Source organism: Streptomyces sp. ITFR-6 (genome assembly GCF_031844725.1).
Classification (GTDB): domain Bacteria; phylum Actinomycetota; class Actinomycetes; order Streptomycetales; family Streptomycetaceae; genus Streptomyces.
Map to the genome: position 1 here is coordinate 6,194,178 of NZ_CP134612.1, position 26,117 is coordinate 6,220,294.

Here is a 26,117-nt window from a genome sequence, read left to right on the forward strand (position 1 = left end):
CATGGCAGCCAACCGCCGCCCCATAGCCCTCGCCGCAGCCGTCGCCACCGCGGCCGCTCTCGGCACCGCCTTCGCACTCCCGGCGTTCGCGGCCGGCCAGTCCGGCTCGGACGGCGCAACCGCGGCCGCCCCGACGATGGAACTGAAGGACGGCACGCTGGACTGGGGCTTCAAGGAGTCCTTCCGCAAGTACATCGGCGCCGCGGGCAAGATCACGGTCAAGGACGGTGCCACCCAGGCCGCCGGCAACGGTGTGTTCACCTTTGTCAACGGCAAGGGCACGTACGACATGACCACCCACGGCACCGACACCGCCTTCGAGGGCGGCGTCAACTTCTCCGCCCACGGCGGCGTCCTCGACATCACGCTCTCGGACGTCAAGCTGTCCACCGCCGGCAAGGGCGGCGCGATCACCGCCGACGTGGCGACTCCGCAGGGCACCCAGAACGATGTGGCGGTCGCGGACCTCGACCTGTCGGCCGTGAAGCCCGGTCAGGGCGCGGGCGGGGCGATGGTCTTCAAGGACATCCCGGCCAAGCTGACGAAGGCGGGCTCCGAGGCCTTCAACGGCCAGTACCAGGCCGGGGAGGTCCTCGACCCGGCCACGCTCACGGTGAAGGCGGTCGCGCCCCCGACCGAGGAGCCGACCGAGGAACCGACCGAGAAGCCCACGGAGAAGCCGACCGAGAAGCCCAGCGACAAGCCGACCGTGAAGCCCACGGACCGGCCCACCACCGAGCCCACCCGGCCGACGCCGAACCCCTCCCCGAGCACCACGGCCACCGACAAGCCGGCCGCGGACCCGGGCGCCGTCGTCGACGGCACCCTGAACTGGGGCGTGAAGGCCTCCTTCCGTACGTACGTCACCGGCCCCATCGCCCACGGCAAGGTCGAGACGACGGGCGGCGCGACCGCGTCCGGCGACGGCTACCGCTTCCCCGGCGCCACCGGGCACTTCGACGCCGCCGGGCAGACCCTGAACGCGGAGTTCGACGGCAAGGTCCGCTTCCTGGGCCACCAGGAGGGCGGCGCGTACACGCTCGATCTCTCCCTGAGCAACCTGGAGATCCAGGCCGACGGGACCAAGGGCAAGCTCATCGCCGACGTGTCCACCAAGGACCGCGAGACGAAGAAGGTCGCCACCTACACCGGTCTCGCCGTCGCGGACCTCAAGCTGCCCGCAGGCGAACTCGCGGCCGAGGACGGCGTGGTGAAGCTCTCCGCCGTTCCGGCCACCCTCACCGCCGACGGCACCAAGGCCTTCGGCGGCATGTACCGGGCGGGTGAGCAGCTTGACGCGCTGACCGTCGCGGTCGCCCTCGACAAGGACGCCCAACTCCCTTCCACCGGAGGCGCATCCGCGGGCGGCTCGTCCACCGGCGGTACATCCGCCACCGGCGGCTCGTCCACCGGAGGCACCGTGGGCGGCGGCGGGACGGTCGGCGGCTCCGGCGCGCTGGCCTCCACCGGCTCCGACGTCCCGTCCGGCGCGCTGTTCGCCGCCTCCGGCCTGATCGTCGCGGCCGGTGCCGGTGCGGTCGTCGTGGCCCGTCGCCGCCGCACCGCCTAGCAGCACCGCGTGACACCACCGCCCGGGTGCGGCCCCTCTCACGGGGCCGGCACCCGGGCGGTGCTTGAATGCGCTCGTGAGCGACTACGACGTACCCGCCGGCATCGACGTACTGCGCGTGTTCTGCGGCCCCGACGGCCGGCACGGCAACGCGCTCGGCGTCGTACGCGACGGGCGGGACCACCCGGACCGGGCCTCGCGCCAGGAGCTGGCCAGGCGGCTCGGCTTCAGCGAGACCGTGTTCGTGGACGATCCGGAACGCGGGCACCTGGAGATCTACACCCCGGGCCTGCGGCTGCCGTTCGCCGGACACCCGCTGGTCGGCAGCGCCTGGCTGCTCGACCTGGAGGTTTTGGAGCTTGGGGTGGGGGAGGTGTTCGCCCGTCAGGACGGCGAGTTCAGCTGGATCACCGCCCGCCCCGAGTGGGCCCCGCCGCGCACGCTGGAGCAGTACGGCTCGGCGGCCGAGGTCGAGGCGCTGACCGGCCCGCCGCCGGGAGAGGGCTGGCTCTACGTATGGGCGTGGGAGGACGAGTCGGCGGGCCGGATCAGGGCGCGGGCGTTCCCCCGGCGGGGCGATGGCATCGACGAGGACGAGGCGACGGGAGCGGCCGCGCTGCTGCTCAGCGACCGGCTGAACCGCGCGCTGAACATCAGACAGGGCCGCGGCTCCCAGCTCCTCACGGCCCCCGCACCGGACGGCACGGTGGAGATCGGCGGCCGAGTGGTACTGGCAGCCCAGGGCTGAACCCAAGCCCGCCCGCCGCAGAACCAAGGCAATCAAGCCCGTCCGGCGATTGAGGACAAAAGAAGCGGTGGGGCACCCGAACCAGGGCACCCCACCGCCGGCCGCCAAGGCCTACGCGCTGAGCGGGAACGCCTCTCCCAGCTCCCGGAACACCGCCGTGTTCAGCGCGAACGCCCGCTTGCACTCGTCCACGATCCGCTGCTTCTCCAGGCCGTCCGCGTCCACCGCGTCCAGCAGCTCGCGGTAACCCCGCTTGAACGAGGCCGGGTTGGAGATCCCCTCGAAGACGTAGAACCGCACCCCGTCGCCCTTGCGCTCGAAGCCCCAGGTGCGCTCCGCCTTGTCGCGGATGATCTGGCCGCCCGACAGGTCGCCCAGGTAGCGGGTGTAGTGGTGCGCGATGTACCCCGCGGGCCAGCTGCGGGCGCACTCGGCCACCCGCTCTGCGTACGCGGCCGTGGCCGGCAGCGGCTCCAGGCCCTCGCGCCAGTCCGCACCCCGCAGGTGGGCCAGATCGCGCTCCAGCTCGGCGGTGCGCATCAGCTCGGGCTGGATGAACGGACCGGCGACCGCGTCCTCGCGCAGCGCCCCCGCGCCGTCCTCCAGGGCGCGGTACACGAACCACAGCTGCTCCGTGTAGCGCGTGTACGCGTCCACGCCGAGGCGCCCGCCGAGCAGGTCGCTCATGAAGGTCGAGGTCTCCGCCTCGATGTGCTGCTCGTGCGAGGCGGTGCGGATCAGCGTCGAGAAGGGCGTGGCGGTGACGGTTGCGTCCAAGGCGGGCCTCCGGGGACCAAGGGGGACGGGAAGTCCAGAAAGAGACGGAGATATCGGCCCGCCTCGGCTGTGTATCCGGCGCCGACCGATGTCCCGATCTTCCTACTTAGGCTTGCCTAAGTCAACTGTTTCCCGACGTCCTGTCGGTAAAAACGGCCGGGGAAACGGAAACGGCCGCCCGGAGGGGGCGGCCGTCGGAAGTCGGAGTCCGGAGAGCGGACGGGCTACGGGAGCGTGAGGATCTCGGCGCCCGTCTCCGTCACCACCAGCGTGTGCTCGAACTGCGCGGTCCGCTTGCGGTCCTTGGTCACCACGGTCCAGCCGTCGTCCCACATGTCGTAGGTGTGGGTCCCGAGCGTCAGCATCGGCTCGATGGTGAACGTCATGCCGGGCTTCATCACCGTGGTGGCGTGCTCGCTGTCGTAGTGCGGAATGATCAGGCCGGAGTGGAACGAGGAGTTGATCCCGTGCCCGGTGAAGTCCCGCACCACCCCGTACCCGAAGCGCTTCGCGTACGACTCGATGACCCGCCCGATCACGTTCACCTGGCGGCCCGGCCGGACCGCCTTGATCGCCCGCTTCAGCGACTCCTCCGTGCGTTCCACGAGCAGCCGCGACTCCTCGTCCACGTCACCGCAGAGATAGGTGGCGTTGTTGTCACCGTGCACCCCGTTGATGTACGCCGTCACGTCGAGGTTCACGATGTCGCCGTCGCGCAGCACCGTCGAGTCCGGGATGCCGTGGCAGATCACCTCGTTGAGCGAGGTGCAGAGCGACTTGGGGAAGCCCCGGTAGCCGAGCGTGGACGGATAGGCGCCGTGGTCGCACATGAACTCATGGGCGACCCGGTCGAGTTCGTCCGTCGTGACGCCCGGGGCGATCAGCTTCGCGGCCTCACCCATCGCCTGAGCGGCGATCCGCCCCGCGACGCGCATGCGTTCCACGGTCTCGGCGTCCTGTACCTCCGGGCCGGTGTACGGCGTCGGGGCGGGCTTGCCGACATACTCGGGGCGCCGGATGTTTCCGGGCACGGAACGGACGGGAGTGATCTCCCCTGGTACAAGCAGCGACTGGCCAGACATGCCAGCGAGTCTAACCAGCGAGTCCGGGGCACCATGGCACAGAGGAAAGGAGCCGGTAATGGCCCTGTTCAAGAAGCGCACGGTCGGCAAGCCGGGCGAGTGGTACTACTGCCTGGAGCACAAGAAGGTCGAGGAGGGCCCCGAGTGCCCGGCCAAGGACCGCTTCGGCCCGTACGCCTCCCGCCAGGAGGCCCAGCACGCGATGGACACCGCGCGGGAGCGCAACCTTGAGTGGGAGACCGACCCCAGGTGGCACGACCGCCAGGGGCCGGACGAGAACGCGGGCGGCTGAGGGCGGAGGCGGCGGCTGAGGGGCCCGCGCCCCGGGCTCAGCCCGCGGGCGCCGCCTCCAGGCCCCCTTCGCGCTGCGCGCGCCGGCGCAGCGCGTCCGCGTCGGTCTCCGAGTCGTAGGTGAGCAGCTTCGGCAGGGCCGCCGCCAGCAGCGCCACCGAGGCGACGCAGGCCACCCCGCCGCTCCAGACGGCCGTACGGGTCCCCGTCCAGCCGGCCATCCCGCCGGCCCGGACCTGGCCCAGCTGCGGGCCGACGCTGTACGAGAGCACCTCGATGCCCGCGAGGCGGCCCCGGAGCTCCTCCGGGATGGTCTGGTTCCAGATGGTGGAGCGGCCCAGGCCGCTGAGCATGTCGCCCGCACCCGCCACCGCCAGGCAGACCAGCACCAGCCACACGTTGCCGAACCAGCCCGCCGCCGCGATGGCCAGCCCCCAGACGGCCGCGCCGGACACCACGAACAGCCCGTGTCTGCGCACCCCCTTGGTCCAGCCGCTGGTCAGGCCCAGCACCAGCGAGCCCACCGAGCCCGCCGCGTACATCAGTCCCAGCGACCACTCGGCGTCCAGCTCGTCGCTGAGGAACGGGAAGATCGCGTTCGGGAACGCGAAGAACATGGCGGCCATGTCGATCGCGTACGTCCCCAGCAGCACCGGCCGGCTCCAGGCGTACCGCGCCCCCTCCGCGATGCCGCGCAGCGACGGCTTCTGACCCTTCTCCACGGGCGGTGCGGGCGCCAGCCGGCGGCACAGGACGACCGAGACGGTGAACGTGACGACCGTGATCGTGTAGGCCGTGGCGTGACCGGCGTACGCCACCACCACACCGGCCAGCGACGGGCCCAGGATCGCCCCGAACTGCCAGCGCAGCGAGTTCAGGGCGGCGGCCGCGGCGAGCTGGTCGTGCGGCACGATCCGGGCCATCAGCGAGTCCAGCGCGGGCCGCTGGAGCCCGGAGAGCGCGGAGACCCCGCCGGCGACCACGTAGAGCGGCCAGAGCAGCGGGTCCGGCAGGGCGGCGTTGACCAGCAGGACGAGCGCCAGCAGTCCGAGCCCCGCCTCGGTGCCCAGGATGACCTTGCGGCGGTCCACGGCGTCGGCGAGCGCGCCGCCGTAGAGGCCGAACACGACCAGCGGCACCAGCTCGACCGCGCCCATCGCGCCGACCGCGAGCGGCGAGCCGGTGAGCTGCTTGATCTGGAGCGGCAGCGCGATCAGCGCCATGGAACTGCCGAAGAAGGTGACGAGCCCCTGCACCCACAGCAGCCGGAAGTCTGCGGAGGACCGCCAGGGTGAGAGATCGGGAAGGAGCGCGGCAAGCCTGGCGGCGAGGGCGGAGCGAGAGGTCACGAGGACACATGGTCCGTCGAGATACGTGGTCGGGGCAAACGCATTTACGAAATTGCGGGCGCGGGACCCCGCGCCCGCTCACCAGCGCGGCGGTGGGGGAGCCGTCAGCTGGTCGGCGAGCAGGGACAGCCGGTCGCGGAAGCGCCGCCGGCCACGCGGCACGGGCGCGCCGTTCTCCCCGGCCGCCGCGCTCACCAGGTGCTGGACCGTGTCCAGGTCCACCTCGTCGCCGTCCGCCACGGACAGCGCCTCATGGGCCAGGCCCCGGACCTCCGGATCGCCGTTGTCCAGCGAGAGCACCGTCGCCCCTGCCCGCCGCGCGTCGTGCACCCGCTCCAGCAGGCCCTCGCCGGGCGACCGGGGCGCCACCACGAGCAGCGTCGCGCCCCGCCCGGCCGCCTCGATCCTGCCCAGGCCCACCGCCAGATGGGCCGGGTCCCCGGGCGCCACCCGGTGCCGTACCAGCGTGGGCGCCAGCTCGGGCAGCCCCGACCAGGTGGACTCGTCGACCAGGTGCGCGGCCAGATGCCACGGCTCGTACTCCTCGCTCCCCACCAGCAGCAGCCCGCCGCCGTGCGGGACGACGGACGAGCGCAGCGCCCCCGCGAACCGCCGGGTGGCGGCGGGCCACTCCGTCCCGGCGAGCACCTCACGCAGCAGCGCCACACGTACGGCATCCATGGCCCGGCATCCTGCACCACCGGCCGGGCCCCCCGTGGCGAAACGGCCACCGGACCACCCGAACGGGGCCGGGAACGTGATCCGGATCGCGGTCCGGCGAGAGGGCGGCCCCAGGGCCTGTCCGTCAGATCATGGCCGGGGTCACGGTGTCTGGTACGGCACCTCGCCGCGTTGCCGAAACGCCCGGATCGCTTCTTCCCCAAGCTCTCAGCTTCGTTCGAGCAGGGGAGACCCCACCGGAGGGCGCTCCGGCGCCTTGCGATGCACCGCACCGGACACCGCGCCCTTTCCGACCCTGATCCGACGGACAGGCCCTAGCCACCTGGAAGTACTGTCGGGGCCATGACTACGAATGACAGCGGCAGCGCGCCCAAGCCCCCGTCGAAGGACCCCTGGGACCTCCCCGACGTGTCCGGTCTGACCATCGGCGTACTCGGCGGCACCGGCCCGCAGGGGCGCGGACTCGCCTACCGGTTCGCCCGCGCCGGACAGCAGGTCGTCATCGGCTCCCGCGCGGCCGACCGCGCGCAGACGGCCGCCGAGGAGATCGGGCACGGCGTCCGGGGCGCCGACAACGCCGGATGCGCCCGCGACAGCGACGTCGTGATCGTCGCCGTGCCGTGGGACGGGCACGCCAAGACCCTGGAGCCGCTGCGCGAGGAGCTGGCCGGGAAGGTCGTCATCGACTGCGTCAACCCGCTCGGCTTCGACAAGAAGGGCGCCTACGCCCTGAAGCCGGAGGAGGGCAGCGCCGCCGAGCAGGCCGCCGCCCTGCTGCCGGACTCCCGGGTCACCGCCGCCTTCCACCACCTCTCGGCCGTGCTGCTCCAGGACGAGACGATCGAGGAGATCGATACCGACGTGCTGGTGCTGGGCGAGGCCCGCGCCGACACCGACCTCGTCCAGGCGCTGGCCGGCCGGATCCCCGGAATGCGCGGCATCTTCGCCGGACGGCTGCGCAACGCCCACCAGGTCGAGTCACTGGTCGCCAACCTGATCTCGGTCAACCGCCGCTACAAGGCACACGCGGGACTGCGCGCCACCGACGTGTGATCCGCACCTCCGGGAACGCACCCTGCTCGGAGCGGCCGGGGGCATGGGGGACACTGGACGGGACCGCGCGCCATCCCCCGACAGGAGCCACCTCCATGCCCCGCCTCGCTCTCTACGCCGTCGTCGTCTGCGCCCTCGCCGTCGCGGCGGCCGTGATCTCCTTCGTGCAGGGCAGCTGGCTTCTCGGGATCGTCTGGGTGCTCCTGACCGGGCTCTCGTCCAACATGGCCTGGTACTACCTGCGCAGGCAGCGCGCTGCCCGCCCCGCGCAGGGCGCCTCCTAGGGCCTTTCGTTTGGATCAGGCCGGAACCAAACGAAAGACCCTAGCCGTTCAGCGAGCAGATCTCGTTCTGCGTCTGCCAGAACCGGAAGGCGTCGAGACCGCAGTACGTGTCGAAGTCGCTGACGCCGACCGACCGCAGAACCGCGTCGACCGCGTCGAAGAACACCGCGTTCACGCCGGGGATCCACAGCAGGGCGAAGACCGCGATCAGCCCGAACGGGGCGAACGGCTCCACCTGGCGGCGCACCGCGTGCGAGAGCCAGGGCTCGATCACCCCGTAGCCGTCCAGACCCGGTACCGGTACGGAGTTCAGGATCGCCGCCGTCACCTGGAGCAGCGCCAGGAAGCCCAGCGCGTACCGGAAGGCGGCCGGGACGCCGTCCAGCGCGTCCAGCCAGAACGGAGCCGTGCACACGAGCGCGAACAGCACGTTGGTCAGGGGGCCCGCCGCCGAGATCAGGCTGTGCTTCCACCGGCCGTGGATCCGGCTGCGCTCGATGAAGACCGCACCGCCCGGCAGACCGATCCCGCCCATGATCACGAACAGCACCGGCAGCACGATGCTCAGCAGGGCGTGTGTGTAGAGCAACGGGTTCAGGGTGAGATAGCCCTTGGCGCCGACGGAGATGTCGCCGCTGTGCAGCGCGGTCCTGGCGTGGGCGTACTCGTGGAGGCAGAGCGAGACGACCCAGGCCGCCGTGACGAAGAGGAACGTGGCGAACCCGGGCTGATCGGCGAAGTCCGTCCACACCGCCCAGCCGGACACCGCCGCGACGGCGACGATCCCGAGGAAGACCGGGCTGATCCCTTGGCGCTCTTTGGCGGACATGGGTCGAGCCTAAGGGCTGTCCCGTACTCGCTGTTCACGTCGGAGGCGATCTGTTCACGGCCGGGGTGATCACGGCGCCGGAGCCGTCTTGGACCGGCTCCTTCGCCGGGCTGGGCCCGCGATGCCCACCACCTGGGTGAGCGCACTACGGCGCGAGGGCGCGGACGCGGTTCGGCGCACGAACGTGAGGCGACAGCGGAAACCGGACCCGGCCTGTTCTCCCTGGACCCTGCTTGGTCCGCTTTCTGCTATTTCTTCCGGCAGTCGGCGATTTCGCGTAAGGCGTCTTCAGTGGTTTTCCATTCTTCTGCACCGGCGGTATTCCCTCGGGTCGGCGCATGGTATTTCATTGGGGTGGCAATTTCATCCACCCGAAGAGAGGGCTCCATGCGGGCTTTGAAGATTTTCCTGGCCACGGCGTCGGCGTTATTGCTCGGCGTCACAATGGCTCCGTCGGCGCACGCGGCGGGCGGAAAGTACGTCGCGCTCGGTGACTCCTACACGGTTGGTGTGGGCACCAAGACATATGACAACCCGGACGACGCGTGCCGCAGAGGGCCGCTCTCCTACTCCCGGCTGTGGGCGGCGCAGCACCCCGACTACAACTTCGTCGAGGCGTCCTGCTCGGGTGACAGCACCGTGGAGATGCTGGCCAACCAGGTGCCGCAACTGACGCCGGACACCAGCCTGGTGACCGTTCAGGTCGGCGGTAACGACGTGGGCTTCGTCGACGTGCTGACGAACTGCGTCCTGACCATCGACGACGCCGACTGCCTCGCGGGCGTCGAGGCGTCCAAGGCGGCCATGGCCGGTTACCTGCCGGGCCAGCTCCAGCAGGTCTACTCCGCGATCCGGGCCGGTGCGCCGAGCGCCAAGGTCGTGGCCGTGGGCTACCCGCGCCTGTACGCCATCGGCGGAAACTGCGGCATCTTCGGCCTCAGTGACACGGAGCGCGCCGCGCTCAACTCGGCGGCCGACACCATATCCGACGTCATTTCGGCCGCGGCGGCCCAGGCCGGATTCACCTATCTCGACCCGCGGCCCGCGTTCGACGCGCACAGCATCTGCTCCGACGGCAACGACTGGGTCACGAGCCTGGAGTGGAGCAAGATCAACGAGTCCTATCACCCGAATACGGAAGGGCACCGCGATGGATATCTTGCGCTGCTCAACGGAATTACCGGATGAATCGGACGACGGTAGAACTCCCGTCGTGAAACGTGCGCGGGTGAGGTTCAGGGAAATCCGCACCCCTATGAACGGGAACGGGAAATCCTGAACGGTCAGTCGAAAGAGTGCAGGCGTGGGGGCATCGGGCCGAAAGGCTGGTGCCCCCATTCTTGTCGACGTCATATGCGGGTGGATGGCCGGGAAAGGACCGCTCGGGGAACGGGTCAGCCGACGGAGGAATCCGGGTCCTCCCGCGCACCGGAGGACCCGGCGGCAGCGGGTGCGGGGCCGGCAGGTCCTGCGGCATGCGCGACCGGGAGGGCCGGCGCGTCCTCCACCTCGGGCACGAGCATCTGGCTCGCAGCCAGCTCGCGGTACAGACCGTCCGAGGAGACCAGCTCCGCATGACTGCCGCGGGCCCGCACCCGTCCCTGTTCGAGGACCACGATCTGGTCCGCCTCCATGACGGTGGAGAGCCGGTGCGCGATCAGGATCACCGTGCAGCGTCGCGAGGCCTGATCGACCGCACTCCGTAGGGCGCGTTCGTTGTTGGCATCGAGTTGTGCCGTGACCTCGTCCAGCAGCAGAACCTCCGGGCGGCGCAGCAGGGCGCGCGCGATGGCAAGCCGCTGGCGCTCTCCGCCGGACAGCGTGACGCCGCGGTTGCCCACCTCGGTGCGCAGCCCTTCGGGCTGCCGTGCGACCAGGGAGCTGAGCCGGGTCGCCCGCAGCACCTCGTCGATGTCCTCGGCACTCGCGTCGGGCGCCGCGTACCGCAGGTTGTCCTCGATGGTGCCGGCCATCACCGGCGACTCCTGCTCCACGTACGCGATCCGACGGCGTACCTCGGCGCGCGGCAGGGTCGCGATGTCCACACCGCCGATCCGGATGGCTCCGGAGTCGAGCTCGTGGAAGCGCTGGAGCAGGGCGAACAGTGTGGTCTTGCCCGCTCCCGACAGTCCCACCAGGGCGGTCTGGGTGCCGCCGGGCACCGCGCAGGTGAGGCCCCGCAGCGCGGGCTCCCGGCCCGGATAGGAGAACCGGACGTCGTCGAACTCGACCAGCGGCGGGCCGCCTGCCCGTCGCCCGTCCGCCGCCGGCACGTCCACGTCGTCCTCGGCGGGTATGCGGTGTACCTCCTCGATGCGGCCGATCGCGCCCAGCCCCTGCTGGAGCATGCTGAGCCCGGCGACCAGCGAGCCGATCGGGCTGGCCAGGTAGAACACGTACAGCAGGAAGGCGATCAGGGCCGAGACGGTGAGGTCCCCGGAGGCCACCAGCGCGCCGCCGACCCCTAGGACCCCGAGGAACGCCGCCTGGATGGACACCCCGGACAGCACCTTCACCCAGGCCACATAGCGCGCCCCCGTCAGCCCGGCGCGGTAAGCGCCCTCGATGGCGTCCTCGGCCCGCCGGGTCTCGCGGCCCTCGGCGCCGTTGGCCTTGACCGTGCGGTACGCGCCGAGCGTACGGTCCAGAGCCGCCCCGACCGCTCCCACCGATTCCTGGGCCCGTGCGACCGCGTCCCTGATGTGCGGCAGGATCAGGCCCATCACGACGGCCACGGTCACCAGAACGGCTGCGGTCACCCCCAGCAGACCCAGGTGAACAACCCCCATCAGGACGACGGCGCCGAGGATGCTCAGGACACCGTTGGCCACCATCACCAGGCCCTCGGTGGTGGCGTTCTGGACGAGGACGCTGTCGGAGGTGACGCGCGCGATCAGATCACCGGGCGGGCGGTGCTCCAGCTCCGGTACCCGCAGCCGGATCAGACGTCGCACCAGGTCGCGTCGGATCTGCCGGACCACCCGCTCGGAGGTGCGCTGCTGCCACCAGGACTGAACGCCGGTGAGCACGGCGCCGAGGACCACCAGCGCGGCCAGCAGTATCACCGGGCCCAGCACGCCGCGCCCCTCGTCCAGCCCGTTCAGCACGTTCTGGGCGACCAGGGGCTGGACGAGCCCCGCGGCGCTGGCGGCGAGCACCATCAGCAACGTGGCGCCGAGCACGGTGCGATGCGGGCGGGCGTAGCGCAGCAGAACGCGCAGGGGCGCGGTCGCGGGAGCCTCGGCGTCCGGCGCGGGGACGGTGGCGGGAGCCACGTCTCGTACGGGGTCGTGTGTCATGGGAAACCCATCGGGGAAAGGGAGGCGGGGCGGGGGATCGACCCGGTGCCGTTCCGGGTGGACGGCCTCAGTCGGGTACGGGCGCTCCGGCCGCGGCGCGCTCCAGGACATCGGCCGCGGCGTGCCGGCCGCCGGCCGCCCGCAGCGAGTCTCCGATGGCGCGAGCCGCCGTGCGGTGACCGCCGGAGTCGTCCAGCACGGTCTCCAGAGCCGTCCGCAGCCGGGCCGCGTCGACCCGGCCGAACCTGACCCGGATACCGGCGCCCGCGTCGACGACCTGCCCGGCCACGATCGGCTGATCGTCCCGGATCGGCGCCACCACCAGCGGCAGACCGTGCCACAGCGTTTCGCAGACGGTGTTGTGCCCGCCGTGCGACACCACGGCCGACGCCCGTGCCAGCAGGTCGAGTTGGGGCACGTACTCGCGTACGAGGATGCCGTCCGGCACGTCGTGCAGGAGACCGCCGGGGTCGACGATCACGCCCTGGACCCGGTCGCGGAGTGCGTCCAGGGCGATGGCCGCCTCCCGCAGGAACCGGCCTCCCGCATCGGTGTTGGCGGTGCCCAGCGATACCAGCACCAGCTCGCGGTCCTCGTCCAGCGCGTCCCACGGGAAACCGGCATCGCCGTGGCGGGGCGCGATGACCGGGCCGACCAGCCGGACCCGGTCGTGCGGCAGAGGCCTGTCGCCGATCAGCTCACGTCCGGTGAAGGCCACCACCCCGTGCGGGGAGAACCGGGGGTCGCCCTCGGCGCAGGGGTCTCCCAACCGCTCGCGCAGAGCACCCAGCAGCTCGCGCAGCCAGGTGCCCACCTTGGGGAACGCGGCGAGTGGATCGACGAGTTCGGCCGAGGTGCTGGCCGAAGTGACGTACACGATCCCTCGCCGCTCGGCGGTGAGCGCACCGGCCAGCGCGTGCTGGTCGCTCAGGACGACGTCGGGCCGGAAGGCGTCTACGGCGGCGTCTACGTCGGGTGCCATGGCCTCGGCGAGGGGGACGAGGAAGCGTTCCCACAGATGGCGGAACGCGGCCGGACCGGTCAGTCCCGGGGGCCTGTCCATCCGTCCGTCCGAGGGTATCGCGCAGTCGTAGATCAGCGCGCCGTCGCCCGCGAGCTGCCGGATCTGCGCGGTGTGCCCGCACCAGGCGACCTGGTGTCCCCGGCCGGTCAGCTCGTCGGCCACCCCGACCAGCGGGTTGGTGTGGCCGACGAGCGGCGGCACGACCAGGAGGAACCGCGTCATCGCGGCGCTCCCGCGGGAGTGTGCGCGGCGATCCACTCCATGACGAGATCGCGGGTGACGGCGGGTTGCTCGACCAGGACCGAGTGGCCCTGCTCCGGCAGGATCACCGTGCGGCAGCCGCTCACCCGCTGCTCCAGCTCCGGCGCTTGGGCGCTCAGCCCGGACTCGTCGCCGAAGACGGCGAGCAGCGGACGGGTCAGTGCCGAGAGGTCGTCGTCGATGGTCCGGCTCAGTGGCACGTCCTCGGCGAGCGTCGTCCTGTCCAGGATGCGGCCCGCGTTGCGCGACAACCGGGCAGTGTGCGCCCCGTGACGTGCGGCGATCCAGCTGATCGACTCCTCGAGAACCAGCTGCCTCTTGGCGTCCGCGAGGCCCGCCCTCATGTGTTCGTTCCACCCGGCGACCGGCGGCTCCGCCTCGATCATGGTGACCGTGGCCACCCGGTCAGGATGCCAGGCGGCGAAGGCGCTGGCGACCGTACCGCCGAAGGAGTTGCCGACGAGATGGACCGGGACGGTCAGGTCCAGGCCGTTCAGCAGCCCCAGCAGATCCCCGACGAACGCTTCGAGGCGGTAACCGGTGTCCGGCCGGTCGCTGCGCCCGTGGCCGCGCAGGTCGTACATGACGACGTCGTGTCCGGCCGCGGCGAAGTCGGGGCCCAGCGTGAAGTAGTAACTGGCGAGGCTGTCGGTGAGCAGCCCGTGGACGAAGACGACCACAGGGGGCTCGGCCCCGTCGGGGGCGGGGATCGCGGAGGGTAACCGCTGCACGTGAGTGGTGATCTCTCCGGTACGGATCTTGGGCATGGGGAGTCAGGCCTTTTCGTCGGTCGTGGCGGCATGCTCGGGTGGGCCTGCCGTGGGGGGGACGCCGAATCGCTGCGCGAGGACAGCGGCCGTGGAGAGGAGGGGAGTCCTGGATCACGGTGCCGCTCGTAGCGAATCCGCCACGTAGTCGACGAGCTGCCCCACCGTCAGGGCGATGATCTCGTCCAGCTCCAGATCGGCCACGAACAGGGCGACGTTGACCCGCTCGCCGTAGAGTTCACGCAGCGAACCGGCGAGCGTGACCAGGTCGATGCTCTCCAGTTCGAGGTCGTCGTGGAACGCGGTCTCCCGGTGGATCTCGACGTCGTCGAGTCCCTCCTCGGCCAGCAGGTCGCGGAGCAGGGCCGTGATGTCGGAGAGGGTCCTCTCCGAGAGGCCGTCACGCGTGACGGTGGTGGGCTGCTCAGTCGCCTCGGTACTCATTCCAGATCTCCTGTCGTCTTGTCGTCCGCCGTCCAGGCGACGATGAACCGCCGTCCGTCCGGCTCCCGTACACCGCCGCTCACCTCGGTGCATTCCACGTCGTAGTGCGCGCCGCCGGTCTCCACCCGCAGTCGTTCGGGGGTCGCGGAGACCACCGCGAAGTCGGCAGGGCGCCCTTGGAGCCCCCTCCCGAGCCGTTTGGCAACGGCTTCCTTCGCAGCCCAGAACCGGGTGAACCAGACCGCCGCGCCTTCGTTGTTCGTTGCCACCAGCCGGTCGAGAAGGGCCAGTTCGGCCGGGCCGCAGGAGGCCTGCGCCGTACCCCGCGGACGGTCGGAGATCTCCTCCAGGTCGATCCCGCAGGGGCTGCGGCGGGCGATGGCCACACCCATCTCCCCGCAGTGCGCGATCGACACGACCAGGCCCGCCCCCACGTCGCATCCGTGCTCCCCGCTGACCTCCGGCCGGCCGGACGCGGCGTTGCGCACGGCGATCTCCGCCGGGTAGAGGTCGCCGTGGCCCTCCTGCCACAGGAGCGTGCGCACCGCGTCCTTGGCCGCGATCCGGCCCAGGAGCCAGCGGCGGCGCACCATGGGCCGCAGCCCTTCGTACACCCCGCGTTCCGCGCGTCCCAGCATGGAACGCATCACCAGCTCGCGGGTGGCGAGATCGGGCCAGCGCTCATGGACCAGCAGCCAGCCGCCGGGCCGTGGCGCGGAGAGGGTGTTGCTCCCCGGGAAACGGTCGACCGCACGCATGGTCGCGTCGTTGTCGAAGCGCCGGTCCTGCCAGCCCGTGAACTCGGCCCACACCCGGCCCTCATGGCTGAGCTGCATGTCCGCGGTGAGGGTGGACCCGGTCACCTCGGTGATGCGGACGGCACACGTCAGCCGGGTGCCGGGGGCGGGGTCGGGGCCGAAGAAGCGGATACGGTCCATGCCCACGGGGAAGACCGTGGTGCGCTCGTCGTGCTTCGACATGATCCAGTAGCCGAGCAGCTGTCCCACGTTGTCCAGCAGCGCGCCGGGCGCCTCGGGTGTGGTCAGCACCCCTCGTACGTAGTGGTCGGCCTCGGCCCGCAGTTCGCTCACACCTTGGAAGCGGGGCCCGTGAAACATCCACCGTTCCGAGTACAACTGCGCGGCCCGCAAGTCGGGTTCGCGCTCCGTAGCGGGGTCGGTGGGCCAGATTTCGGGGGCGGCCGGATAGGTGGGCGCCAACTCGACGACCGCGCGTGAGTAGCCGGTGAGGGCGACTTCCACCCGGTCGGGTGCCACGTCCCGCACCTCCACCGGAACCCGCACCGAGGGAATCGCGGCGATCCACTTCAGCAGCCGCACTTCGTGCACGGCGATCGCGCGCGTTCCCGGGCGGGCCTGTTCGGCGATCCGCATCAGATGCGTGATGACCGTGGTGGCCGGCACCACGGGCCAGCGGTCCCCCTCCTCGGGCCAGCCGGGCCGCTGCCAGAAGAAGCAGTGGTCCAGCAGGTACGGCATCTCGGCGACATCCACCCGCAGTTCCTGCGGCACGGTCGGCGCCGGGGATCCGGCGGGCGGAGGGGGTCCTGCGGGGCGACGGGCCGGAGCGGGGTGCCTCGGCCGGACCGGTGGGGTGCGGCGGGCCAGGCTGCGGGCGCCGATCAGCTCCCGGGCCGCCGATGCCGTGTCGTCGAGCAGCGCGGACAGCTCGGCGCCCAGCGGGTCGTGCGCCGGAGCGGGAGTCGCCGGAGCGGCGCTGTCGCGGAGTGCCGGGGCGACCATGCCGTGCATCCGGGCGGGCAGCGAGACCAGCGCCCCACTCAGATCCAGCTGTACGCCCGGACGGCCCGAGGCATGCCGTGCCGTGACCGCGCCGTGTTCGGCCGCTGTCCGGGAGAGCAGCGGGCCGGCCTCGGGGGAGGCGCCCTCCGTCCACAGCGCGGTCACCACCCGGCGCAGCTGCGCCAGGCTGTCGCGCGCCGGGGAGTGCGCGGCTACGACCAGCCGGTCCCGCCCGGCGAGAGTGTCGTCGATGAGCGAACCGAGTTGGCCCGCGCCGAGTTGCACGAACGCCCGGAAGCCGGCGTCGTGGAGCGCGAGGACCGTTTCCCGGAAGCGGACGGGCTCCAGCAGATGACGGACGAACAACTCGCGTACGGCATCCGGCTCGGAAGGAAAGGGAGCGGCGATGGTCGCGGACCAGACCGGGGTGGTGGCCGGGTTGAGCGAGTAGCGCTCGGCAGCCGCCCGGATCGGACCCAGATACGGTGCGAGCAGTGGAGTGTGGAAGCCGGAACGGAACGGCAGCACCTGGCAGATGATGCCCTGGCCGCGGAAGCGGCTCACCAGCGCGGCCACCTCGTCCTCGGGGCCGCAGATCATCGACTGATTCGGGGCGTTGTCGTGCGAGAGCACGACGTCCTCGCGGCCGGCGAGCTCTTCCAGCACCCGCGTGGCGGGCATGCCCAGTACTCCGAAGGCGACGCCCGGCACCCGGAGCGCGTCCGGGTCGAAGCCCGCGAGGAAGGCGTCGACCTCGGGTGCTGTGTGGATGCCGCCGCAGGCCATGGCCGTCCACTCGCCCACGCTGTGCCCGGCGACGGCGTCCGGGACCACGCCCAGCCGACGCAGCGAGGTGTCCAGCAACCGGCCGAGCTGGAAGACGGCGGCACCGTGCCGGCCCACGTCGTCCACGCGTGCGGCGGAGCCGGGGTCCCAGGGCAGCTGGAACCGTGTGGCCAGTTCCTCGACGCGCGGAGTGAACTCGGCTTCCAGGCCGGGAAAGACGAACACGGTCCGGCCGCCCGCGGTCCCCAGCACCGGCCGCGGGGTGAACCACACATCGCTGCGGCCACGCCAGGGCACGCCCCGGGCAACGGCCTTGCGGGCCAGCTTCAGCCTGCGTTCCGTCGGGTCGACGATGCCCAGGCGCACCGGGCCGCCGCCCGGGACCCGCTCGTCCCGGCCCGACGCCAGCACCGCGGCGTCGTCCCCGGTCAGCAGCGCCGCCAGCTCCTCGACGCTGTCGGCGGCGAGCCGCAGCACCCGCTCCGGCTCTCTCGCCGTCGCCCTGGGCGCCCTTTTGGTGGTGGACGTCACCGGCTGTTCCAGCACCACGTGGGCGTTGATGCCGCCGAAGCCGAAGGCGTTCACCCCCGCCCGGCGTGGCGCGCCGCTCTCCGGGTCCCGCCAGGGGCGGGTCCGGGCCAGCGGGGCGAACCGGGTCCCGTCGAGAGCCGGATTCGGGTCGTCGCAGTGCAGCGTGGGAGGGAGCACCCCATGGTGCACCGCCAGTGCCGCCTTGATCAGACCGGCGATCCCCGCGGCCGGCATCGTGTGGCCGATCATTGACTTCACCGAGCCGATGGCCGCCCGTTCACCACCTTGGGCGGGCCCGAACACCTCGGTCAGCGTGGTGAGTTCCGCCTTGTCCCCGGCCGTGGTCGCTGTGCCGTGTGCTTCGAGCAGGCCGATCGCGTCGGCGGCCCTGGGGTCGAGTCCCGCCGCATCCCATGCCTGGCGGACCGCGCGAACCTGACCGCCCGGGTCCGGGGCGAGCAGGCTCGCCGAGCGGCCGTCGCTCGCCACCCCGGTGCCCGTGACGACCGCGTAGATCCGGTCCCCGTCCCGCTCGGCGTCGGCGAGCCGCTTCAGGACGACCACTCCGGTGCCCTCACCGATCAGCACCCCGTCCGCGTCCCGGTGCAGGGGGCGGATGCGCTCGGAGGGGGAGAGCGCTCCGAGCTGGTTGAAGACGCTCCACAGCGTGATGTCGTGGCAGTGGTGCACGCCACCCGCCAGCATCACGTCGCAGCGCCCGGAGGCAAGTTCACGAACCGCGTGGTCGACCGCGATCAGCGAGGAGGCGCAGGCGGCGTCGACCGTGTAGGCCGGGCCGCGCAGATCGAGGCGGTTGGCGACCCGGGAGGCCGCCAGGTTCGGTACCAGACCGATCGCGGATTCGGGCTGCTCGGGGCCGAGCCGGTCCGTGAACGCCGCACGCACCTGCTCCAGCTGACCGCCGCTGAGCTGCGGGGCCAGCTCGCTCAGCGTCCGGACCAACTGGTGTGCGGTGCGCACCCGCTGGTCCAGTCGGGCCAGACCGGGCGTCAGGTATCCGCCGCGGCCCAGCACGATCCCGGCCCGCTCACGGGCGGACGGCAGCACGCCGTCGCCGCCCGCGTCCTCCAGCGAACGGTGCGCCACCTCCAGCGCGATCAGCTGGTCCGGTTCGGTGCCCGCCACCGACGACGGCATGATCCCGAACCGGGCCACGTCGAACTCGGTCGTCCGGTCCACGAACCCACCGCGCCGGCAGTGGATCCGGTCGCTTCTGCGGTCCTTGTCCGCGCCGCCCGGTGCATAGAAGCCGGGGTCCCAGCCGTCGGCCGGAACCTCGGTGATGGAGTCCACGCCGCCGACGATGTTGGCCCAGTACGTGTCCAGGTCGCCCGCGCCCGGGAAGAGGGCGCCCATCCCGATGATGGCGACCGGGGTGCGTGCGCTCACTTCCGTCACCAGCCCGAGGCGGTGTAGACCGTGGCGTGGGTCTCCGGCAGCCCCCAGGCCAGTTCCCGCAGCAGACTGAGCGGGCCTTCGGCCGGGTCGATCAGCTTGATCCCCCGGGCCGCGTAGGAGCGCATCAGCTCGGGTGTCACCATGCCTCCGCCCGTCTCCTGGGCCGCCCAGGGACCCCAGTGCACGGTGAGCCCGCGCCGGCCCGGCCTGCTCCAGCGCCGGCCCAGCTCCTCCAGGGCGTCGTTGGCGGTGGCGTAGTCGCACTGGCCGCGATTGCCCAGGGCCGCGGCGATACTCCCGAAGAGCACCGCGAAGTGCGGGCCGGCCGGCAGCGCGTCCACCGCGTCCAGTACGGCTTCGGCTCCCCGGACCTTGACGGAGAAGACCCGCTCGAAGGAGTCCGCGGTCTTCTCCGCGATCAGCTTGTCCTCGATCACCCCTGCCGCGCAGACGACCCCGTCCAAGCGGCCGTACTCGGTGTGAATACCTTTCACGACGGTGCTGACGGCCTCCGTGTCCAGCACATCCACGCAGTGGTAGCGGGCTTCGCTGCCCAACTCCCGCAGGTCCCGCAGCGTTTCGCGCACCTCGCGGGCGGCCAGCAGGGCGTTCAGCCTGCGCTCGATCTCGGCGGGCCGGGTGAGCCCCGTCGCCAGCAGCGCGCGGCGCAGCGCGTCGCGGCTCTGTGCCGACGCCGTCTGCGGGTCCTCGGCCTCCGTGGGCACCGGGGTGCGTCCCATGAGCATCAGGCGGCAGCGGCTCGCGGCGGCCAGCGCACGGGCGAAGCCGGCGGTGATGCCGCGCGCGCCGCCGACCAGCAGCACCACAGCCTCCCCGTCCAGGCCGATGGCCTGCGCCTCCGAGACGCCGTCCCCGGCGGGCCCCGCCCCGGTGTCGGCGAGTGCGCCGAGACCGGTGGGGGTCAGCCGCAGCCCCCACCGGGTGGTGCCGTCGGTGAGGACGACGGGCTCCCGGTCCTCGGCGGCTGCCTCGACGAGCAGGGTGGCGGCGACGGCTTCCGCGCCGGCGGTGTCGCCCACCTCCAGCAGGGTCGCGGCGCACTCCGCGTACTCCCGGGCGACCGTGCGGAAGAATCCGCGCAGGCCACTGACCGCACCCACCGCGCGCCGCTCCACCGCGACCAGCCGGGTGGGAGCGGCCGCGAGAACCTTCTGGAACAGCGGCAGGGCTCCGGGCAGCGGTGGCGTGTCCGCGTCCAGCGCGCCCAGGTATAGCACGGTGCCGGGCACGTCGTCGGGTACGTCGTCGGCGGTCACCGGTTCGGCACCGATGGTGCGCAGCCGGTCCGCCAGCGCCTCGGCAAAGGCTCCACCGCCGAGCAGCAGTATCCGGGACCCGGCCCGCACCGAGCCGGTCACCTCGGGCAGTGCCTCCTTGGTGAACTCCAGCCGGACGGGGGCGACGATCTCCGGTTCGACGGCGTCGGGCGCGGCCGGCACGGGGGCGGACACCGCCGGGGGCGCGTCGGCCCCGGGACCGGGGTCACCGCCGCCGAGCGCCGTGACGAGGAGGCCGGTGAGGGTGGCGGCGGTGCGGGCGGAGCTGAGCTGGTCGAGCCCCTCGGGGGTGTTGGTGGGCAGGCCGAGGCGGGCGGCGAGTTCGCCCGCTATCTCGGCGCGTTTGATGGAGTCGACGCTGAGGTCGGCTTCGAGGTCGAGATCGGGTTCGATCATGTCCACGGGGTAGCCGGTGCGGTCCGCGACGACGCCGAGGACGGTGTCCAGCACGTACGCCCCGTCCCTGACGGGCGCGGTCGAAGCGGCGTCGGGAATCAACGGCTCCGCGGGAGCCGCGACGGGAAGCTGCGGCGGAGCGTAGCCGACGGTTCCCGCGTACGCCGGGGCGAGGGGCGTCGGCGAGGGTACGGCTTCGTACCCGTCCGGCGCGCCCAGATAGCGCAGCAGCACATCCCGTTGGGCCGCCACCATCTCCCTGCTGCTGCGGAGGAACTCCGCGATGAGGGCATCGGGGCCCGACAGGGCGCCGGTGTTCTGCTGATGCTCCGACACGATCGACTCCGTTATCCGGCGGGCGGGATGAAGTGCGCCTGGGGCGATGGCGCCGTCGGCGCGGCGCAGCAGGTGGCCGTCGACCGTCCACCCGGGGGCACGCGTGGCGGTGGCGGTCTCCGGGTCGACGGTGTCCCGCCCCTGGACGAGCCGGGCGACGCGCACATCGACGCCCAGGACCGCGAGCCGGGCCAGCGCGTCGAGCAGTGAGCGCAGTCCGTCGCGGGGCCCGGCGGCCACGGGCACGGTGCGGTGCGGACGGTCGCGCAGGACCTCGTCCACCAGCCGCGACAGCACCTGGCCCGGCCCGACCTCGGCGAAGACCCGCGCGCCCGCCTCGTACATGGCCTCGATCTGCTCGGCGAAGCGCACCGGCGCCTCGATCTGCGCCGCCAGCGACTCGCGGATGCCCTCGGGCGTGGCCGGATAGCGTCCGGCGGTCCGGTTCGTCCACACGTCGAAGGCGGGCGGATGCGGTGTGACCTGTGCCAGATGTCCGGCGAACGTTTCGGCCGCACCCGCCAGCAGGGGGCTGTGGAAGGCACAGGCCACCTGGAGCTGTTTGGCCGAGTGGCCTGCCTCCCGCAGCGCGGTGCAGGCCGCGAGCACCGACTCGGTCGGCCCCGAGACGACCGTCTGAGAAGCCGAGTTGAGGTTCGCCGCCACGACGTTCCCGACGGTGCCGGCCGACCGGAGGACTTCCTGGACCTGCTCGGCACCGGCGTTCACGGCCGCCATCGATCCCGGGTCCCCGTCCGCGACCGCACCCATGATCGCCGCGGCGCGGGCGGCACTCGCCGCCAGCAGCTCCTCCGGCGCGAAGACCCCGGCGGCCCCCAGCGCCGCCAGCTCGCCGTAACTGTGCCCCGCGGCCATCGCGGGCCGCACCCCCAGGCTGCCCAGCAGGTCGGCGGCGGCCAGCTCGACTATGCCGAGCGCGGGCTGCGCCACGGTCGTGTCGGTGATCCCGGCCAGCTGCGCGGCCTTCGTGTCCGCGTCGAAGGCGGCGGACGGATAGAGGTCCCCGGCCCACTGCCGGCCGAGGTGGAGGTAGCGGTGCAACTCGGGGAAGGCGACGAAGAGATCCGCCAGCATCCCGGGCCGTTGGCTGCCCTGGCCGGGAAAGAGGAACGCCAGCGCACCGCCCGGCGCGGTCCCGGTGTCCCCGTACAGGCCCTCCTGCTCCAGTGCTGCGCTGAACAGGCCTTCACCGGGGGAGTGTTCACCATCGACCGCCCGCTTCAGCAGGTCGGGCAGCGTTTCGAGCGCATCGGCCACCACGGCGAAGTGGACCGGCTCCTCGTTCAGCGCTGCCCGGTCGGCGCGGAGTGCCGCGTGACGCGCGTAGTCCCGCAGCCGCCAGTCCCCGCCCCGCTCCAGCAGGTCGAGCAGTCGCCGTGCGGTACGGGCGGCGCTCTCTTCGTCCTTGCCACGGAACACGAACAGCTCGGCGGGCCAGCTGTCGCGTGCGTGGGACGCCGGCGCCTGGTCGTGGGCGCGCAGCACCACGTGGAAGTTGGTGCCGCCGAAGCCGAAGGCGCTGACCCCGGCGATCCGCTCGGCAGGCTCCGAGGCCCAGGGGCGTGCCTCGGTGTGAAAGGCGAACGGGCTCGTCTCCTGCTCCCACGCCGCGTTGGGCTCACGCAGGTGCAGCGTGGGCGGTTTGATGCCGTGATGGAGGGCGAACGCCGTCTTGATCAGGCCGGCCATGCCTGCCGCGCACTTGGTGTGCCCGATCTGCGACTTGACCGAGCCGATGGTGCAACTGCCGGTCCCCGCACCGGCTTCGGTGAAGAACTCGGTGATGGTGGCGAGTTCGGTTCGGTCGCCGACGACGGTGCCGGTGCCGTGCGCCTCGATGAGGCCGACCTCTGCGGGCGAGATGCCGGCCGAGGCGTACGCCCGCGCCAGCGCCGCCCGCTGGCCGTCCGGGCGGGGTGCGGTCAGTCCCAGCGCGCGGCCGTCGCTCGCACTTCCCACCCCGTCGATGACGGCGTAGATCCGGTCGCCGTCCCGCTCCGCGTCGGCGAGCCGCTTCAGGGCCACACAGCCCACGCCCTCACCCAGCGCGATGCCGTCGGCGTTCGAGTCGAAGGTGGCCGAGCGGCCGGTGGGGGAGAGCGCGTGCACCGAGGAGAACAGCAGGAAGTCGTTGATGCCGTTGTGCAGGTCGGCGCCGCCGCACAGGACCAGGTCGCTGGTACCGGTCACCAGCTCCTTGCAGGCCGCGTCCACCGCGGTCAGTGAGGAGGCACAGGCGGCGTCCACCGTGTAGTTGGCGCCACCGAGGTCGAGCCGGTTGGCGATGCGGCCCGCGATGACGTTGGCCAGCATGCCCGGGAAGGAGTCCTCGGTCAGCTTCGGGAGCTGTTCGTCCAGGCCCGCCGGGATGCTCCCGGTGTACGCGGGAAGCACGGTGCGCAGCGTCGTGGCGCCGGAGAGGTCGCTGCCCGCCTCCGCTCCGAAGATCACCGAGGTGCGCCGGTGGTCGGTGCCCGGCGCGTCGTATCCGGCGTCCACCAGCGTCCGGCGGGCCGCTTCGAGCGCCAGCAGCTGCACGGGTTCGATGCTCGGGAGCGCAGCCGGGGGGATGCCGTAGACCAGCGGGTCGAAGGGGATCTCGGGCAGGAAGCCGCCCCAGCGGGACGGGGTGCGCTCGCCGTCGCCGTCCGGCGCGTAGTACACCTCCGGGTCCCAGCGCTGTGCCGGGACCTCCGTCACGCAGTCCTTGCCGGACAGGACGTTGGCCCAGAACTCGCTCAGGTCGGTGGCGCCAGGGAACATGCCGGCCATGCCGACCACCGCGATCCGCAGCGGCGCGGGCGAGGGTGCCCGGTCGGCCGTATCCGGTCGGAGACTCCTGACACGCTCCCGCAGCCGGTGGCCAGCGCCCTCGGTCACCGACGTGTGCAGGGCCGCCACATCCGTGGTGCCGTGCCGCAGCACCACCACGTCTCCGGCCATGAACATGCCCTCGTCCGCCTGGCGGTCCTCGTCCACCGTCAGCAGGTTCTCGCCGACTCGCTCGATGCCTTTGGACGCCAGCCGCAGCCGGCCGACGTTGAAGCGTTCCAGCTGTTCCCAGGCTTCCCGGTCGGGGACACCGCGCTCGCTCAGCTCGGCCTTGAGAGCCGCGAAGTCGCGGGTGATGGCGGAGTGCGCGCAGCGGGTGGCGTGCCCGGGGGCCGTCTCCAGCAGGTCGGTGCGCTGTGCGGCGATCACCTGGCGCTGGTACAGCGGCTGGATCGCTCCGGCCGTTACCGCCTCCGTGGTGAACAGGTACGCCGTGCCCATCAGCACACCGAAGCCGACGCCGGCGCGGGTCAGCGGAGCGGCCAGGGCGGCGGCCATGGCCGCGGACCGCTCGTCGTGGATGCCGCCCGCGAAAAGCACGGTCAGTTCGCCCGCGGACCGGCCGCCGGAGTCGGCCAGAAAGTCGAGCAGGACCTCGGTCTGCGCTTGCCACAGCGGGAAGCTGCCACGAGGACCCACATGGCCGCCGCACTCCGCGCCCTCGAAGACGAAGCGGCGGGCCCCCGCTGCCAGGAACTGCCGCAGCAGGCCGGGGGACGGCACGTGCAGGAAGGTGGTGATGCCCTCGGCCTCCAGGGCCGCGGCCTGCGCGGGTCTGCCGCCGGCGATGATCGCGTGCGAGGGCCTCAGCTCCCGGACCACGTCCAGCTGGGCGTCCTTCACGGCTTCGTCCGCGAAGCCCAGGATGCCCACGCCCCAGGCGGCGTCGCCGAGCAGTTCCCTGGTCTCCTCCAGCATGGAGCGGGTGCGTCCGGGTCCGGACAGTGCCAGCGCCAGGAAAGGCAGTCCGCCCTCGGCCGCCACGGCCGCCGCGAAGCCGGGCTGGTCGCTCACCCGGGTCATCGGTCCCTGGGCGACGGGCAGCGTCGTGCCGAGCGTCCGGGCGCCGGGCGAGCCCGCGGCCAGTACGGTGGCGGGGCCGCTGTCCGCCAGTGCCTCGGCCACGGCATGGCGGACCGCCCGCAGGGCCAGGGACACGTTGGTGTAGTTCCGGGCGAACGATCCGCTCAGATAGACGTCCTGGCCGGCCGGCAGGAACTGGACACGCGGATCGTCCGAGCCGACCGCGGCGGCGAACTCCGCCGGACTCTCGGGGAGCCGGGGCGCGTGCGGGCCCCGCCGGCGCAGCACCCGCTGACCGTGGTGCACCACCGTCTCGGAGCCGTCGAGTCCGCGGAGTGCGTCCGCCACGCCCGCGGGCAGCTCCGCCTCGTCGAAGAGGGCCAGCTGGGTGTCGAGCACGACGCCCGCCGCTCCCCCTGCGACGGCCGCGGCGGCACTGTGCGGCCCGATTCCCCCCGAGGCCCACACGGGGATCACCAACGTCGCGTCCGCCAGGACCTGTTGGAGGAGAATGAACGTGCTCAGCTCGCCGACCCGGCCGCCGTTCTCATGGCCGCGGACCACCAGGCCGTGTGCGCCGGCGCGAGCGGCCCGGTGCGCTTCGGCCAGGTCGGTGACCTCCACCAGAACCCGCCGGCCGGGGAACTGCTTCGGCCGGCGCGCGGCGTCGGCCAGCAGGACGGTGGCCGCGCCCTCGGGGAGCGAGCCGGCGGTTCCGTCGCCCGGCAGCAGGCAGCCGGGGCGTATCCGCACACCGAACGGCGCCCGGGTCCATCGGTTCGTCCGCTCCAGCAGCTCTTCGGTCCGGCGTGCGTCACCTGTGGGCAGCTCCAGGACACCCAGTGCGCCCGCCCGAGCCGCGGCGGCGGTGAGCCGGGGAGAAGGGTGGTGGAGCGGGTTGACCGCGATGACGAGGTCCGGTGCCGACAGTCCACAGGGCGCGTCGGGTAACGGCGTCGGCATGAAGTCTCCTCGTTCGAGGGGGAGTTGGTCGGCCGTAGTTAACTGGGGAAGACTCAAAGGGGTCAACACGTGACGGTGTGTCACCGGCGCCCCGTTGTCTACGCGCGTTACGTGGGCGTGGCACCCAAAGGCCTCCATGGTGGAATAAGTGGACTTTCTCACGTCGGCGCGCAGGTTCTGTCATGCGCAAGTCACGCGTGTGTCATGTGAGTGCCACCTGGTTCGCGGGGTGGGTGGCGCTCGATGTGTCCGAGAACACACTGCGTGGAACGGGAGCTTCGCCGGATCTC

At 72.1% G+C, this 26,117-nt stretch carries 18 protein-coding genes and 1 pseudogene; 7 read left to right on the forward strand and 12 right to left on the reverse strand.

What is annotated here, in order from left to right:
* Position 1: 1 nt before the first annotated feature.
* Together RLT59_RS28305 and RLT59_RS28310 are read left to right on the forward strand one after the other, a co-directional pair.
* Positions 2-1,570 (forward strand): HtaA domain-containing protein, encoded by a 1,569-nt coding sequence (locus RLT59_RS28305; RefSeq protein ID WP_311305999.1) that lies wholly within the window; start codon positions 2-4, stop codon positions 1,568-1,570.
* A 76-nt stretch (positions 1,571-1,646) separates the two neighbouring features.
* Positions 1,647-2,318 (forward strand): PhzF family phenazine biosynthesis protein, encoded by a 672-nt coding sequence (locus tag RLT59_RS28310; RefSeq protein WP_311306000.1) that lies wholly within the window; start codon positions 1,647-1,649, stop codon positions 2,316-2,318.
* Positions 2,319-2,429: 111 nt separating this feature from the next.
* Here RLT59_RS28310 and RLT59_RS28315 read toward each other — a convergent pair whose 3' ends face one another.
* On the reverse strand, positions 2,430-3,095 hold the full coding sequence (locus RLT59_RS28315) for a biliverdin-producing heme oxygenase (protein WP_311306001.1): 666 nt from the start codon (positions 3,093-3,095) through the stop codon (positions 2,430-2,432).
* Positions 3,096-3,319: 224 nt separating this feature from the next.
* On the reverse strand, positions 3,320-4,177 hold the full coding sequence (gene map / locus RLT59_RS28320; RefSeq protein WP_311306002.1) for a type I methionyl aminopeptidase: 858 nt from the start codon (positions 4,175-4,177) through the stop codon (positions 3,320-3,322).
* Positions 4,178-4,235: 58 nt separating this feature from the next.
* On the opposite strand from map, the gene RLT59_RS28325 reads away from it, so the two are divergent.
* Complete coding sequence (locus RLT59_RS28325) at positions 4,236-4,469, forward strand: hypothetical protein (RefSeq protein WP_024494784.1); 234 nt, start codon at positions 4,236-4,238, stop codon at positions 4,467-4,469.
* Positions 4,470-4,506: 37 nt separating this feature from the next.
* On the opposite strand, the gene RLT59_RS28330 is transcribed toward RLT59_RS28325, so the two are convergent.
* Together RLT59_RS28330 and RLT59_RS28335 are read right to left on the reverse strand one after the other, a co-directional pair.
* On the reverse strand, positions 4,507-5,817 hold the full coding sequence (locus tag RLT59_RS28330) for an MFS transporter (RefSeq protein ID WP_311306003.1): 1,311 nt from the start codon (positions 5,815-5,817) through the stop codon (positions 4,507-4,509).
* A 78-nt stretch (positions 5,818-5,895) separates the two neighbouring features.
* On the reverse strand, positions 5,896-6,498 hold the full coding sequence (locus RLT59_RS28335; protein WP_311306004.1) for a hypothetical protein: 603 nt from the start codon (positions 6,496-6,498) through the stop codon (positions 5,896-5,898).
* A gap of 342 nt (positions 6,499-6,840) precedes the next feature.
* On the opposite strand from RLT59_RS28335, the gene npdG reads away from it, so the two are divergent.
* Both npdG and RLT59_RS28345 read left to right on the forward strand, forming a co-directional pair.
* The gene (gene npdG / locus RLT59_RS28340; protein ID WP_311306005.1) at positions 6,841-7,551 is read left to right on the forward strand and encodes an NADPH-dependent F420 reductase; all 711 of its coding nucleotides are present in this window, start codon (positions 6,841-6,843) and stop codon (positions 7,549-7,551) included.
* Between the two features lie 95 nt (positions 7,552-7,646).
* Complete coding sequence (locus RLT59_RS28345; protein ID WP_311306006.1) at positions 7,647-7,835, forward strand: hypothetical protein; 189 nt, start codon at positions 7,647-7,649, stop codon at positions 7,833-7,835.
* Positions 7,836-7,875: 40 nt separating this feature from the next.
* Here the strand turns inward: RLT59_RS28345 and RLT59_RS28350 are convergent, their stop codons facing one another.
* Positions 7,876-8,664: a site-2 protease family protein gene (locus tag RLT59_RS28350; protein WP_311306007.1), complete on the reverse strand. Its 789-nt coding sequence runs from the start codon at positions 8,662-8,664 to the stop codon at positions 7,876-7,878.
* Positions 8,665-8,714: 50 nt separating this feature from the next.
* Between RLT59_RS28350 and RLT59_RS28355 the strand changes: the two are divergent.
* A pseudogene (locus tag RLT59_RS28355) lies at positions 8,715-8,842 on the forward strand (IS5/IS1182 family transposase); the annotation flags it as partial.
* Between the two features lie 70 nt (positions 8,843-8,912).
* On the opposite strand, the gene RLT59_RS28360 reads toward RLT59_RS28355, so the two are convergent.
* Positions 8,913-9,107, reverse strand: coding sequence for a hypothetical protein (locus RLT59_RS28360; RefSeq protein WP_311308002.1), 195 nt, complete (start codon positions 9,105-9,107; stop codon positions 8,913-8,915).
* On the opposite strand from RLT59_RS28360, the gene RLT59_RS28365 reads away from it, so the two are divergent.
* Positions 9,052-9,852 carry an SGNH/GDSL hydrolase family protein gene (locus RLT59_RS28365; RefSeq protein WP_311306008.1) on the forward strand — a complete coding sequence of 267 codons (801 nt, stop codon included), beginning with the start codon at positions 9,052-9,054 and terminating at the stop codon, positions 9,850-9,852. The genes RLT59_RS28360 and RLT59_RS28365 overlap by 56 nt on opposite strands.
* Positions 9,853-10,058: 206 nt before the next feature.
* Here RLT59_RS28365 and RLT59_RS28370 read toward each other — a convergent pair whose 3' ends face one another.
* The 6 genes from RLT59_RS28370 to RLT59_RS28395 form a co-directional block, all read right to left on the reverse strand.
* Positions 10,059-11,963 (reverse strand): ABC transporter ATP-binding protein, encoded by a 1,905-nt coding sequence (locus RLT59_RS28370; protein WP_311306009.1) that lies wholly within the window; start codon positions 11,961-11,963, stop codon positions 10,059-10,061.
* Between the two features lie 67 nt (positions 11,964-12,030).
* The gene (locus RLT59_RS28375) at positions 12,031-13,209 is read right to left on the reverse strand and encodes a glycosyltransferase (protein WP_311306010.1); all 1,179 of its coding nucleotides are present in this window, start codon (positions 13,207-13,209) and stop codon (positions 12,031-12,033) included.
* Positions 13,206-14,015 (reverse strand): alpha/beta fold hydrolase, encoded by an 810-nt coding sequence (locus RLT59_RS28380; protein ID WP_311306011.1) that lies wholly within the window; start codon positions 14,013-14,015, stop codon positions 13,206-13,208. Before RLT59_RS28380 ends, RLT59_RS28375 begins: the two co-directional genes overlap by 4 nt.
* 114 nt (positions 14,016-14,129) lie before the next feature.
* Positions 14,130-14,459, reverse strand: coding sequence for an acyl carrier protein (locus RLT59_RS28385; protein ID WP_311306012.1), 330 nt, complete (start codon positions 14,457-14,459; stop codon positions 14,130-14,132).
* On the reverse strand, positions 14,456-18,958 hold the full coding sequence (locus RLT59_RS28390) for a type I polyketide synthase (RefSeq protein ID WP_399126255.1): 4,503 nt from the start codon (positions 18,956-18,958) through the stop codon (positions 14,456-14,458). The genes RLT59_RS28385 and RLT59_RS28390 overlap by 4 nt, the downstream gene beginning before the upstream one ends.
* Positions 18,955-25,827, reverse strand: coding sequence for an SDR family NAD(P)-dependent oxidoreductase (locus RLT59_RS28395; protein ID WP_311306014.1), 6,873 nt, complete (start codon positions 25,825-25,827; stop codon positions 18,955-18,957). Before RLT59_RS28395 ends, RLT59_RS28390 begins: the two co-directional genes overlap by 4 nt.
* Positions 25,828-26,117: the final 290 nt, after the last annotated feature.